Below are 12529 nucleotides of genomic sequence, written 5' to 3'. Positions count from 1 at the left end.
GTGTATAACTCACTTAAAAAAGGCTTTATAACCTGTGTTTTGCACTGGGATAAAAATAAAACTTCAACACTCTGTGGATAAAACCCATTTCTATACACAATATTTTTACTGTAAAGATCAAAATCATACACAAGATCCATTTTGATCTAACTGCTTCATTTTTTAGGTGAAATTTGCCTTACTCACAAGGATCAGTGGATCCTAATAACAATAATAATTAGATCTTTATATATAAAAAAGATCTTATATTATTAGCACCACGATCTTTTTGATCTATTTTTTCAGTTGATACAATTCTTCCTTTCAAGCAAGGCTAAATTTCAGTAGAATATGCGGTCATCTCAAACTGCGATCGGTGAAAGCGATCCTGACTCTTTTAACAGATAGGAAATAATAAGGCTATTATGTTTTACACAGAAAATTACGATGTGATCGTGATCGGTGGTGGTCACGCTGGAACCGAAGCAGCTTTAGCCCCTGCTCGTATGGGGTTAAAAACCCTTTTATTAACCCATAATGTTGATACATTAGGGCAAATGTCTTGTAACCCAGCCATTGGTGGGATCGGCAAAGGGCATTTAGTCAAAGAAGTTGATGCTATGGGCGGATTAATGGCAACTGCTGCCGATCAAGCAGGAATTCAATTTCGTACCTTAAATAGCAGTAAAGGCCCTGCTGTACGTGCTACTCGTGCTCAGGCGGATCGCGTATTATATCGCCAAGCTGTGCGCCAAGCCCTTGAAAATCAACCAAATTTAGATATTTTCCAACAAGAAGCCACTGATATTTTATTAGAACAACAACGTATGGCCGGTGTTGCAACCAAAATGGGTTTAAAATTCCGTGCCAAAGCGGTAATTTTAACTGCAGGCACATTTTTAGCAGGAAAGATCCATATTGGTTTAAATCATTATGCAGGGGGGCGTGCAGGTGATCCCGCTTCTGTTATGTTGTCAGAACGTTTGCGTGATCTCGGTTTGCGTGTTGATCGTTTAAAAACTGGTACACCACCACGTTTAGATGCGCGCACTATTAATTTTGATGTGTTAGCCAAACAACATGGCGATGCAGAATTACCGGTTTTCTCTTTTATGGGATCGGTGGATCAACATCCTCGCCAAATTCCTTGTTTTATTACTCATACCAATGAAAAAACCCACGACGTGATCCGTAAAAATTTGGATCGCAGTCCAATGTATGCTGGGGTGATCGAGGGAATTGGTCCACGCTATTGCCCTTCTATTGAAGATAAAGTTATGCGTTTTGCCGACCGCACTTCGCACCAAATTTATCTTGAACCAGAAGGTTTAACGTCAAATGAAGTTTATCCAAATGGGATTTCAACCAGCTTGCCATTTGATGTACAAATGGGCATCGTTAATTCCATGAAAGGGCTGGAAAATACACGTATCGTAAAACCAGGTTATGCCATTGAATATGATTATTTTGATTCGCGTGATCTCAAACCCACTTTAGAAACCAAGGCGATCAATGGTTTATTTTTTGCAGGTCAGATCAATGGTACCACTGGTTATGAAGAAGCGGCAGCACAAGGTTTGTTAGCAGGTATTAACGCAGGCTTGTTTGTTCAAGAAAAAGATTCTTGGTTCCCACGCCGTGATCAGGCTTATATTGGCGTCTTAGTTGATGATCTTTGCACCCTTGGCACAAAAGAACCATACCGCGTGTTCACTTCTCGTGCTGAATACCGTTTATTATTGCGCGAAGATAATGCGGATGTTCGTTTAACGCCAATTGCTCATGAATTAGGTTTGATTGATGAAGCACGTTGGGCGCGATTTAACGAAAAAATGGACAATATTGCCAAAGAGCATGAACGCCTAAAACAAATTTGGATTCATCCACAATCAGCGCATTTAGCGGAAATTAATCAATTGGTGAATACGCCGTTAACTCGTGAAGCCAGCGGTGAAGATTTATTACGCCGTCCAGAAATCACTTACGATAAACTCACACAAACCGCAGCTTATGCGCCGGCTTTAGCGGATAAACAAGCGGCGGAACAAGTGGAAATTGCGATTAAATATCAAGGTTATATCGAACATCAACAAGATGAAATTGAAAAACAAAAACGCCATGAAAATACCGCAATTCCAGCGCGTTTCGATTATTCCTTAGTTTCAGGTTTATCTAACGAAGTGCGGTCAAAATTAGAGCAACATCGCCCTGTGTCAATCGGGCAAGCTAGCCGTATTTCAGGTATCACGCCTGCTGCAATATCCATTTTATTAGTGAATTTGAAAAAACAAGGAATGCTTAAACGTGGCGAATAATCTTGAATTAGAATTAAGCAAAAAGCTCGAAATTCTGATAAAACAGACCGCACTTTCGATTACCGATCAGCAAAAGCATCAGCTGGTTCAGCTGGTGTTGTTGCTGAATAAATGGAATAAGGCATACAATTTAACCTCTGTGCGTGATCCACAAGAAATGTTGGTAAAACATATTTTGGATAGTATTGTTGTTAGCCCTTATTTACAAGGTAAATATTTTATTGATGTGGGCACGGGTCCTGGTTTGCCTGGCTTGCCATTGGCGATTATCAATCCAGATAAGCAATTTTTCTTGCTTGATAGTTTGGGTAAACGCATTAGTTTTATTCGTAATGCAGTGCGTGAATTGGGGCTGACTAATGTTGAACCAGTGTTAAGCCGTGTGGAAGAATTTCAACCCGATCACCAATTTGATGGGGTGCTGAGCCGCGCTTTTGCAAGTTTGAAGGATATGACCGATTGGTGTCACCATTTACCTAATAAAAATGGCTTGTTTTATGCCTTAAAAGGGCAATATCATGCAGAAGAAGTGCAAGAATTAGAGGCTAAATTCAGTGTTCAGCAAGTGATTAAACTAGCGGTGCCAGAGCTAGAAGCTGAACGTCATTTAGTTTTGATTAAGTAAAAAAAGCTACTAAGTGCGGTTTTATTAATCAATTCAGCAGATAATTGGTGTAAAAATTCGAATTTATATTGTTAAAATTATGTAAATTTTTTAGAATTCAGTTTGTTACAAAATTTTAGAGAATGAACTGAGTTGCTGTTATTTAACCCTTTTGAGTGAGTTTAAAGGTTGCATTCAAAACTTCAAGGGGTATAATCAAACCTTCATTTTCGTTCGCAAAAGGCAATTTGATTAATGTCGTTAGCACTTACTAATGCAAGGCAGTTGTACCGCAAAGCGTTTGCGATTGAACTCATTTTTTTGTTTATTTTGACCGCACTTTGTGCTTTTTTGGCAAGAGAACAACTCATCTCATTTTTTTTGGGATCGTTGGTGGCTTTTTTACCGCAAATTGGGTTTATTGGTTTTGCCTTATATTTAAAAAAAAATGAACCAGTAACTCACAAAGCCAAAGTACTCTATCAAAGTGAAGGCTTGAAATTAGTATTAACAGTAGGATTATTTATCGCAGCGTTTTTGTGCTTTAATCCAAAACCTGCGGGCTTATTTATTGGATATTTTATTTTTATCCTGTTAAATAATTTATTGCCCATTGCGCTAAATATGAAACATTAATCAGAAACAGATTTATTAATAATTTGTAGGATAATCTTATGTCAGGTGAATCTCAAACATCGATTGAATATATCCAACACCATCTTACTTTCCTTACTTCAGGCGAAGGTTTTTGGTCTTTCAATCTTGACTCTCTTTTCTTTACCGTTCTTACTGGGTTAGTTTTTTCAGGCATTTTTTATTCTGTAGGCAAAAAAATGACTACTGGTGTGCCTGGCAAACTGCAATGCGTAGTGGAAATGCTGGTGGAATGGATTGATGGCGTGGTAAAAGAAAACTTTAGCGGTAAACGTACTTTAGTTGCCCCATTAGCATTAACTATTTTTGTGTGGGTGTTCTTAATGAACTTAATTGACTTAGTGCCTGTTGATTATCTGCCACAATTTGCACATATGCTCGGTGTAAATCATCTGCGTGCAGTGCCTTCTGCGGACATGAATATCACATTCAGCCTTGCTATTGGTGTATTTTTCCTCATTATTTTCTATACCTTAAAATCAAAAGGTGTGAGTGGTTTTGTGAAAGAATATACTATGCACCCATTCAATCACCCTGCATTTATTCCTGTTAACTTATTACTTGAAACTGTAACATTAATTTCTAAACCAATTTCATTGGCATTACGTCTATTTGGTAATATGTATGCAGGTGAATTAATCTTTATTCTTATTGCGGTAATGTATAGTGCTAATATCGCGGTGGCAGCATTAGGGCTTCCATTGCAATTGGCGTGGGCAATTTTCCACATTCTTGTTATCGTATTACAAGCATTTGTGTTTATGATGTTAACCGTGGTTTATTTGGGTATTGCCTATAATAAAGCGGAACATTAGAAACATTAATAACTTTAACTTAATCTTAATTTCAACCCAAATTGGAGAAAAATATGGAAACTGTAATCAGTGCAACAATCATCGCATCAGCAATCATGCTTGCATTTGCCGCGTTAGGTACAGGTATCGGTTTTGGTATCTTAGGTGGTAAATACCTTGAATCTGCCGCGCGTCAACCTGAACTTGCGAATTCATTATTAACGAAAATGTTTATCGTAGCTGGTTTACTTGATGCGATCGCAATGATTGCCGTAGGTATTGGTTTATACTTCGCATTCGCAAATCCATTCGTATCATTGTTAGGTTAATTTCAACGAATAACGTCCTGTTAGGGCTAACTAACCAACAAATGAAGGAGGTTTCGTTGTGAATATCAACGCAACATTAATTGGTCAAACTATAGCATTTATCATTTTCGTATGGTTTTGCATGAAGTTTGTTTGGCCACCGCTTATTAAAGCAATTGAAGAACGTCAAGCAAATATTGCTAATGCCTTGACTTCAGCTGAAAAAGCGAAACAAGAACAAGCAGATTCTAAAGTCGCAGTGGAACAAGAAATCCTTGCTGCAAAAGAAGAAGCGCAAAAAATTATTGATTCTGCCAATAGACGTCGTAACGATATTCTTGAAGAAGTGAAAACAGAAGCGGAAAGCCTTAAAGCGAATATTATTGCGCAAGGTTATGCTGAAGTAGAAGCAGAGCGTAAACGTGTTCAAGAAGAATTGCGCGTTAAAGTTGCATCGCTTGCGATTGCAGGTGCAGAAAAAATTGTTGGTCGTACTGTGGATGAAGCAGCGAACAACGATATTATTGATAAATTAGTTGCAGAACTATAAGAAGGTTGAGCTTATGTCAGAATTAACTACGATAGCTCGCCCTTATGCCAAAGCAGCATTTGATTTTGCCGTGGAGCAAAGTGCGGTGGAAAAATGGTTAGAAATGTTGGGCTTTGCAGCACAAGTTGCTGAAAATAAACAAGTTCAAGATTTTCTAAATAATACGTTTTCTGCACAAAAAGCTGCTGACACGATGATTTCAATTTGTGGCGAACAACTTGATCAATATGGGCAAAATCTGATTCGGTTAATGGCTGAGAATAAGCGTTTAACGGTTCTTCCAGCGGTATTTAGTGAGTTTCAACATTATGTGGAAGAACATCACTCAACTGCGGAAGTTCAAGTCATTTCAGCACAACCATTAAATGCAACACAAGAACAAAAAATTGCAGCCGCAATGGAAAAAAGACTTGCTCGTAAAGTTAAATTAAATTGCAGTGTAGATAGCTCACTAATTGCTGGAGTTATCATTCGTACCGACGATTTTGTCATTGATGGTTCAAGCCGTGGACAATTAAATCGTTTGGCAAACGAATTGCAATGATAAGAGGAATTTGAGATGCAACTAAATTCAACAGAAATTAGTGAATTGATTAAAAAACGCATTGCCCAATTTGATGTGGTGAGCGAAGCTCGCAACACAGGGACAATCGTTTCAGTGAGTGACGGGATTATCCGTATTCACGGTTTAAGCGAAGTAATGCAGGGTGAAATGATTGCATTACCTGGTAACCGTTATGCAATGGCACTTAACCTAGAACGTGATTCAGTTGGTGCGGTGGTAATGGGACCTTACGCAGACTTAGCGGAAGGTATGGAAGTTCAATGTACAGGTCGTATCCTTGAAGTTCCAGTTGGCCGTGGTTTATTGGGTCGTGTTGTTAATACCTTAGGTGAGCCAATTGATGGTAAAGGTGAAATCCAAAATGATGGTTTCTCACCTGTTGAAGTGATTGCCCCTGGTGTTATCGATCGTAAATCGGTGGATCAGCCTGTTCAAACGGGTTATAAAGGTGTGGATGCGATGGTACCAATTGGTCGTGGTCAACGTGAGTTGATTATCGGTGACCGCCAAACGGGTAAAACAGCATTAGCCATCGATGCGATTATTAATCAAAAAAATTCAGGAATTAAATGTATTTATGTGGCGATTGGTCAAAAAGCATCGACTATCGCAAACGTAGTGCGTAAATTAGAAGAAAATGGCGCATTAGAAAACACCATTGTGGTTGTGGCATCAGCTTCTGAAGCGGCTTCATTACAATATTTAGCACCATATGCAGGCTGTGCAATGGGTGAATATTTCCGTGACCGTGGTGAAGATGCATTAATCATTTATGATGACCTTTCAAAACAAGCGGTTGCTTATCGTCAAATTTCATTGTTACTCCGCCGTCCACCAGGTCGTGAAGCATTCCCAGGTGACGTATTCTATTTACACTCACGTTTACTTGAACGTGCAGCACGCGTAAATGAAGAATACGTTGAGCGTTTCACTAATGGTGCCGTGAAAGGAAAAACAGGTTCTTTGACCGCACTTCCGATTATTGAAACGCAAGCAGGTGACGTTTCAGCCTTCGTTCCTACAAACGTAATTTCGATCACCGATGGTCAGATTTTCTTAGAATCTAACTTATTTAACGCTGGTGTGCGTCCTGCGGTAAACCCAGGTATTTCGGTTTCTCGTGTAGGTGGTGCAGCACAAACTAAAGTAGTGAAAAAATTAGCGGGTGGTATTCGTACGGCGCTTGCTCAATACCGTGAGTTAGCAGCATTTGCGCAGTTTGCTTCAGACTTAGATGATGCAACGCGCAAACAATTATCACACGGTGAAAAAGTCACTGAATTGTTGAAACAAAAACAATATGCACCATTATCTGTGGCTGAACAGTCAGTGCTTTTATTTGCTGTTGAATTTGGTTATTTAGATGATGTGGAACTTGATAAAATTGCGAGTTTTGAGACCGCACTTTTAGATTTCGCAAATCGTACCCATACCGAATTTATGCAAGAGTTAAACAATACAGGTAACTACAACGATGACGTTAAAGCGCAGTTGAAAGCTATCTTGGATAACTTTAAAGCAAATAATACTTGGTAATAAGTTCGGAGAAAGACAATGGCTAGTGGAAAAGAGATAAAAACCAAAATTGCCAGCGTACAAAGTACGCAGAAAATTACTAAGGCAATGGAAATGGTGGCTACATCGAAAATGCGTAAAACACAGGATCGTATGACAGCATCTCGCCCTTACTCTGAAACCATTAGAAATGTTATTAGCCATGTGTCTAAAGCGAGTATAGGTTATAAACACCCATTTTTAGTTGAACGTGAAGTGAAAAAAGTGGGGATATTAATTGTTTCAACAGACCGTGGTATGTGCGGTGGTTTAAACATTAACCTATTCAAAACCGTGTTAAATGAAATTAAACAATGGAAAGAAAAAGGCATTACTGTTGAAGTGGGCGTAATTGGCTCAAAAGGTATCGCATTCTTCCGTTCTTTAGGATTAAAAATTCGCGTACAACATTCAGGTTTGGGCGATAATCCTACAATGGAAGATTTATTAGGTATCGCAAACGGTATGTTTGAAGCCTATACAAATGGTGAAATTGATGCTTTATATTTAGCATATAACCAATTTGTTAATACTATGTCGCAAAAACCAAAGTTTGCGCAATTAGTTCCATTGCCAGAGCTTGACACGGACAAATTAGCTGAAAGACAACAATCTTGGGATTATATTTATGAACCAGATCCGAAAGTACTGTTAGACAGTTTACTCATTCGTTATTTGGAATCTCAAGTTTATCAATCAGTGGTTGATAATTTAGCTTCAGAGCAGGCAGCTCGAATGGTCGCGATGAAAGCAGCAACAGATAATGCAGGTAACTTAATTGGCGACTTGCAGTTGGTGTATAACAAAGCCCGTCAAGCAAGTATCACAAATGAATTAAATGAAATTGTTGCAGGCGCTGCAGCAATTTAATGGAGAAAAGCGGTAATGTCAGCAGGAAAAATTGTACAGATTATCGGTGCGGTAATCGATGTTGAATTCCCACAGGATGCAGTACCAAAAGTTTACGATGCGTTAAAAGTTACTGATGCAGGTTTAGTCCTTGAAGTTCAGCAACAATTAGGTGGTGGTGTCGTACGCTGTATCGCATTAGGTACATCTGATGGTTTGAAACGTGGTTTAAACGTAACAAATACAGGTAAACCAATTTCTGTACCAGTCGGAACAAAAACTCTTGGTCGTATCATGAATGTTTTAGGTGAACCTATCGACCAAAAAGGCGATATTGGTGCAGAAGAAACATGGGCAATTCACCGTGCAGCACCAAGTTATGAAGAACAATCAAACAGTACGGAATTATTAGAAACTGGTATCAAAGTTATCGACTTAATTTGCCCATTCGCAAAAGGGGGTAAAGTTGGTTTATTCGGTGGTGCGGGTGTTGGTAAAACCGTTAATATGATGGAATTAATCCGTAATATCGCGATTGAGCACTCAGGTTTCTCAGTATTCGCTGGTGTTGGTGAACGTACTCGTGAGGGTAATGACTTCTACCACGAAATGACAGATTCTAACGTATTAGATAAAGTATCACTGGTTTATGGTCAAATGAATGAGCCACCAGGTAACCGTCTACGTGTTGCATTAACAGGTTTAACCATGGCGGAAAAATTCCGTGATGAAGGGCGTGATGTATTATTCTTCGTGGATAATATCTATCGTTATACACTTGCAGGTACTGAAGTATCCGCATTATTAGGTCGTATGCCATCAGCAGTAGGTTATCAACCTACACTTGCAGAAGAAATGGGTGTACTTCAAGAGCGTATTACCTCAACTAAAAAAGGTTCTATTACCTCTGTTCAAGCGGTTTACGTGCCTGCGGATGACTTAACTGATCCATCGCCAGCAACCACATTCGCCCACTTGGACTCAACCGTTGTATTAAGCCGTAATATTGCCTCTCTTGGTATTTACCCAGCGGTTGACCCATTAGATTCAACATCACGTCAATTAGACCCTCAAGTTGTTGGTCAAGAACACTATGATGTGGCGCGTGGCGTGCAAGGTATTTTGCAACGTTATAAAGAATTGAAAGATATTATTGCCATTCTTGGTATGGATGAACTTTCTGAAGATGACAAACTCGTGGTAGCACGTGCACGTAAAATCGAACGTTTCTTATCACAACCATTCTTCGTTGCAGAAGTCTTTACAGGTTCACCGGGTAAATATGTATCATTAAAAGATACTATTCGTGGATTCAAAGGCATTCTTGACGGCGAATACGACCATATCCCAGAACAAGCGTTCTATATGGTAGGTTCAATCGAAGAAGTTGTTGAAAAAGCGAAAAATATGTAATCACTTCAACTGATTACCAGATTGAAGGAGAACACATATGTCAACATTCAATTTAATTATTGTAAGTGCTGAAGATAAAATTTTTGAAGGCGCTGTAAAAAGTATACAAGCAACAGGTATGGAAGGTGAGCTCGGTATTTTAGCTGGGCACACCCCTCTACTTACAGCCATTAAACCAGGTATCATTAAATTAACCAAGGAAAATGGCACAGAAGAAGTAATTTATGTATCAGGCGGCTTCTTAGAAGTTCAGCCTAACATTGTTACCGTACTTGCTGATGTCGCAATTCGTGGTTCAGAATTGGATCAAGAACGTATCTTAGCAGCGAAGAAAAAAGCAGAAGAAAATATCGTGGCGAAATCTAGCGATCTTAACCACGAAATGCTTACTGCGAAACTTTCAAAAGAACTTGCAAAACTTCGTGCTTACGAATTAACGGAAAAATTAGTCAAAAACAAACGCTAATTCGACCGCACTTAAGCCGTTCCACTCTAGGAGCGGCTTTTCTTTTAATAAGGAAAAAATTATGTATAAAGCCATTTTTAGTGATATTGACGGCACCTTATTAAACAGCCAAAATAAAATCACCCCAAAAACGGAAACCGCCATAAAAAATGTGATTGCTAAAGGCATTCCTTTTATCCCCGTATCTGCGCGCCCTCCTTATGCTATCACGCCTTATACCGAGCAACTGCAAACACAGCAGGCAATCATTTGTTATAGCGGCGCTTTAATTTTAGACAAAAATTTGACCGCACTTTATTCTGTGCTCATTGAGCCGCAAGATCTCATCGCATTAAATCAAATTTTGTTTAACTTCCCCAACATTTCGATTAATCATTATTCAGGATTAGATTGGTTAACCAATGATTTAACCAATCCTTGGGCATTGCAAGAAAGCCATATTACAGGGCTTAAAGCCTCTTCATTACCTGAACATTTGACTAATGTTCACAAAGTGCTGGTAATGGGCGATGCGCCAGATATTCAAACGCTCGAACAAAAACTAAAAGAAAATTTACCGCACTTAAGCATTCATCGCTCTAAACCTGAATACTTAGAAATTATGAATAAAGCGGCAACCAAAGCAAAAGCAATTCGTTTTATGGAGCGTTATTTAAATGTGACAGCGGATGAAGTGATAGCCTTTGGCGACAATTTTAATGATCTTGATATGCTTGAATATGCAGGTTTAAGTGTCGCAATGGGAAATGCGCCGAATGAAATAAAACAAATCGCCAAAGAAGTTACTGCCAGCAATAACGAAGACGGTATCGCACTTATTTTAGCGCGTGAATTTGGTTAATTGACGATAAGGGCTGATTTTGCACCAGCCCAATACTTGCAAATTGTAAAAACATTTGTAAAATCGACCGCACTTTTGATTAAACACAGCCAATTATGCGAATTTCTAGAATCTATCACCCAGAATCCCTTGAAAATAAAAAAATTTGCCAATTAAGCGAAGATGGCGCAAACCACGTTGGGCGCGTTTTACGCATGCAGATAGGCGAACAGATTGAACTATTTGACGGCAGCAATCATATTTACCCCGCTATCATCACCAATGTGAGTAAAAAATCTGTGGAAGTCGAAATTCAAGATCAAAAATTGGATGATCGTGAAAGCCCCTTAAAAATCCATTTAGGGCAAGTGATTTCGCGCGGTGATCGCATGGAATTCACCATTCAAAAATCCGTTGAATTAGGTGTAAACATTATTACCCCATTATGGTCAGAACGCTGCGGCGTAAAATTAGACGGCGAACGTTTAGATAAAAAAATTCAACAATGGCAAAAAATCGCTATTGCCGCCTGCGAACAATGCGGCAGAAATGTGGTACCCGAAATTCGCCCGATGATGAAATTACAAGATTGGTGCGCAGAAAATGATGGCGCATTAAAATTAAACCTACACCCTCGCGCCAAATATTCCATCAAAACCCTACCTGAAATCCCCCCCGAAGGCGTGCGTTTACTCATCGGCTCAGAAGGAGGATTATCCCCACAAGAAATAGCACAAACAGAAACCCAAGGCTTTACCGAAATTCTTCTTGGCAACCGAGTGCTACGCACAGAAACCGCCGCACTCACCGCCATTACCGCATTACAAGTCTGTTTTGGCGACTTATAACAAAAATTGACCGCACTTTGTGTGTGAAAGTACCTAATGTGTAATAAAAAATATATCGCTCTCTTTACAAAATAATACATTAATACGCCGAACTAAATGATGAATTTATAGACAAAGTATTGCTATTTCATTTATTTAAGGAGCAACAAGATGGATTTCAGCAAAATTTTAAACCAAGTTTTGAATGTCGCGCAGGAACAAGTAAAAAACACGATGAGTGGCAATTCAACGTTGGATAAAGTGACTAAAGCAGGTGGTGGCGCGGCGGCGATTGGGATTTTATCAATGATTTTCGGGCGTAATGGCGGTGCTGGTTTGGCAAAATTAGGTTCGCTTGCCGCTTTGGGTTCGTTGGCATATCAAGCATACCAAAAATATCAATCACAACAAGCTGTTGCACCCGTGCCAGAAGAACATTTTGCGCAAGCGCAACAAGATGCAAGTGCAAGCCAAGTGATTTTACAAGCTATGATCGCAGCCGCAGCAGCTGATGGCGCGATTACTGATGCAGAAAAACAAGCTATTCTCGCTGAAGTGGGTGATAATGCTGAAGTGCAACAATGGGTTCAGCAAGAAATGGCTCAACCTGCAAGCGTGGCAGACATCGCTCGTCAAGTGGGCAATAATCCTGCTTTGGCAGCACAAGTTTATTTGGCTGCACGTGTAGTTTGTGCGGATTTAGAGCGCAAAGAAATTGTCTTTTTAGCAGAACTTGCGCAAGCATTAGGTTTGGATGATCAATTAGTGGAAGAGTTAGAAAAACAAGCGGGTTTCTAATTTTCATTTATACAAAGTGCGGTCGTTTTCAAA

At 39.4% G+C, this 12529-nt stretch carries 14 protein-coding genes; all 14 read left to right on the top strand.

The window, feature by feature from the left end; translation table 11 throughout:
• Nucleotides 1–404 precede the first annotated feature (404 nt).
• The 14 genes from mnmG to C8D76_RS05580 all read left to right on the top strand — a co-directional run bounded on the left by mnmG (nucleotide 405) and on the right by C8D76_RS05580 (nucleotide 12496).
• A complete protein-coding gene (gene mnmG / locus C8D76_RS05645; protein WP_116631817.1) occupies nucleotides 405–2294 on the top strand; it encodes a tRNA uridine-5-carboxymethylaminomethyl(34) synthesis enzyme MnmG in 1890 nt (629 codons plus the stop codon).
• Nucleotides 2284–2919: a 16S rRNA (guanine(527)-N(7))-methyltransferase RsmG gene (gene rsmG / locus C8D76_RS05640; protein ID WP_116631816.1), complete on the top strand. Its 636-nt coding sequence runs from the start codon at nucleotides 2284–2286 to the stop codon at nucleotides 2917–2919. Before mnmG ends, rsmG begins: the two co-directional genes overlap by 11 nt.
• Nucleotides 2920–3153: 234 nt before the next feature.
• A complete protein-coding gene (locus C8D76_RS05635) occupies nucleotides 3154–3534 on the top strand; it encodes an ATP synthase subunit I (protein WP_116631815.1) in 381 nt (126 codons plus the stop codon).
• Nucleotides 3535–3572: 38 nt separating this feature from the next.
• A complete protein-coding gene (gene atpB / locus C8D76_RS05630; RefSeq protein ID WP_116631814.1) occupies nucleotides 3573–4367 on the top strand; it encodes a F0F1 ATP synthase subunit A in 795 nt (264 codons plus the stop codon).
• 53 nt (nucleotides 4368–4420) lie between these two features.
• Nucleotides 4421–4675: a F0F1 ATP synthase subunit C gene (gene atpE, locus C8D76_RS05625; RefSeq protein WP_116631813.1), complete on the top strand. Its 255-nt coding sequence runs from the start codon at nucleotides 4421–4423 to the stop codon at nucleotides 4673–4675.
• Nucleotides 4676–4733: 58 nt separating this feature from the next.
• Entirely contained in the window at nucleotides 4734–5204 is a 471-nt protein-coding gene (gene atpF, locus C8D76_RS05620) for a F0F1 ATP synthase subunit B (protein WP_116631812.1), read from the top strand.
• Between the two features lie 13 nt (nucleotides 5205–5217).
• Nucleotides 5218–5748 carry a F0F1 ATP synthase subunit delta gene (gene atpH / locus C8D76_RS05615; RefSeq protein WP_116631811.1) on the top strand — a complete coding sequence of 177 codons (531 nt, stop codon included), beginning with the start codon at nucleotides 5218–5220 and terminating at the stop codon, nucleotides 5746–5748.
• Nucleotides 5749–5763: 15 nt separating this feature from the next.
• Nucleotides 5764–7305, top strand: a complete 1542-nt coding sequence (gene atpA, locus C8D76_RS05610) for a F0F1 ATP synthase subunit alpha (protein WP_116631810.1) — start codon at nucleotides 5764–5766, stop codon at nucleotides 7303–7305.
• 18 nt (nucleotides 7306–7323) lie between these two features.
• A complete protein-coding gene (gene atpG, locus C8D76_RS05605; RefSeq protein WP_116631809.1) occupies nucleotides 7324–8193 on the top strand; it encodes a F0F1 ATP synthase subunit gamma in 870 nt (289 codons plus the stop codon).
• 15 nt (nucleotides 8194–8208) lie between these two features.
• Nucleotides 8209–9585 carry a F0F1 ATP synthase subunit beta gene (gene atpD, locus C8D76_RS05600; protein ID WP_116631808.1) on the top strand — a complete coding sequence of 459 codons (1377 nt, stop codon included), beginning with the start codon at nucleotides 8209–8211 and terminating at the stop codon, nucleotides 9583–9585.
• Between the two features lie 37 nt (nucleotides 9586–9622).
• Nucleotides 9623–10051, top strand: a complete 429-nt coding sequence (locus C8D76_RS05595; protein ID WP_116631807.1) for a F0F1 ATP synthase subunit epsilon — start codon at nucleotides 9623–9625, stop codon at nucleotides 10049–10051.
• A gap of 61 nt (nucleotides 10052–10112) precedes the next feature.
• Nucleotides 10113–10892, top strand: a complete 780-nt coding sequence (locus tag C8D76_RS05590; protein ID WP_116631806.1) for a Cof-type HAD-IIB family hydrolase — start codon at nucleotides 10113–10115, stop codon at nucleotides 10890–10892.
• A 95-nt stretch (nucleotides 10893–10987) separates the two neighbouring features.
• Nucleotides 10988–11719: a 16S rRNA (uracil(1498)-N(3))-methyltransferase gene (gene rsmE, locus C8D76_RS05585; protein WP_116631805.1), complete on the top strand. Its 732-nt coding sequence runs from the start codon at nucleotides 10988–10990 to the stop codon at nucleotides 11717–11719.
• A gap of 150 nt (nucleotides 11720–11869) precedes the next feature.
• Entirely contained in the window at nucleotides 11870–12496 is a 627-nt protein-coding gene (locus C8D76_RS05580; protein ID WP_116631804.1) for a tellurite resistance TerB family protein, read from the top strand.
• The last annotated feature ends 33 nt before the right edge of the window (nucleotides 12497–12529 follow it).

It is taken from the genome of Alitibacter langaaensis DSM 22999, from assembly GCF_003096995.1.
In the GTDB taxonomy this organism is placed as follows: domain Bacteria; phylum Pseudomonadota; class Gammaproteobacteria; order Enterobacterales; family Pasteurellaceae; genus Exercitatus; species Exercitatus langaaensis.
Note: the sequence above shows the minus strand (reverse complement) of the source record. Positions and strands in the feature narration are given on the sequence as shown.

Bases quoted from the DNA above. Each gene is read 5' to 3' on its own strand.
- mnmG (WP_116631817.1), top strand. From the start codon at position 405: ATGTTTTACACAGAAAATTACGATGTGATCGTGATCGGTGGTGGTCAC.
- C8D76_RS05635 (WP_116631815.1), top strand. From the start codon at position 3,154: ATGTCGTTAGCACTTACTAATGCAAGGCAGTTGTACCGCAAAGCGTTT.
- atpB (WP_116631814.1), top strand. From the start codon at position 3,573: ATGTCAGGTGAATCTCAAACATCGATTGAATATATCCAACACCATCTT.
- atpE (WP_116631813.1), top strand. From the start codon at position 4,421: ATGGAAACTGTAATCAGTGCAACAATCATCGCATCAGCAATCATGCTT.
- atpH (WP_116631811.1), top strand. From the start codon at position 5,218: ATGTCAGAATTAACTACGATAGCTCGCCCTTATGCCAAAGCAGCATTT.
- atpA (WP_116631810.1), top strand. From the start codon at position 5,764: ATGCAACTAAATTCAACAGAAATTAGTGAATTGATTAAAAAACGCATT.
- atpG (WP_116631809.1), top strand. From the start codon at position 7,324: ATGGCTAGTGGAAAAGAGATAAAAACCAAAATTGCCAGCGTACAAAGT.
- atpD (WP_116631808.1), top strand. From the start codon at position 8,209: ATGTCAGCAGGAAAAATTGTACAGATTATCGGTGCGGTAATCGATGTT.
- C8D76_RS05595 (WP_116631807.1), top strand. From the start codon at position 9,623: ATGTCAACATTCAATTTAATTATTGTAAGTGCTGAAGATAAAATTTTT.
- C8D76_RS05590 (WP_116631806.1), top strand. From the start codon at position 10,113: ATGTATAAAGCCATTTTTAGTGATATTGACGGCACCTTATTAAACAGC.
- rsmE (WP_116631805.1), top strand. From the start codon at position 10,988: ATGCGAATTTCTAGAATCTATCACCCAGAATCCCTTGAAAATAAAAAA.
- C8D76_RS05580 (WP_116631804.1), top strand. From the start codon at position 11,870: ATGGATTTCAGCAAAATTTTAAACCAAGTTTTGAATGTCGCGCAGGAA.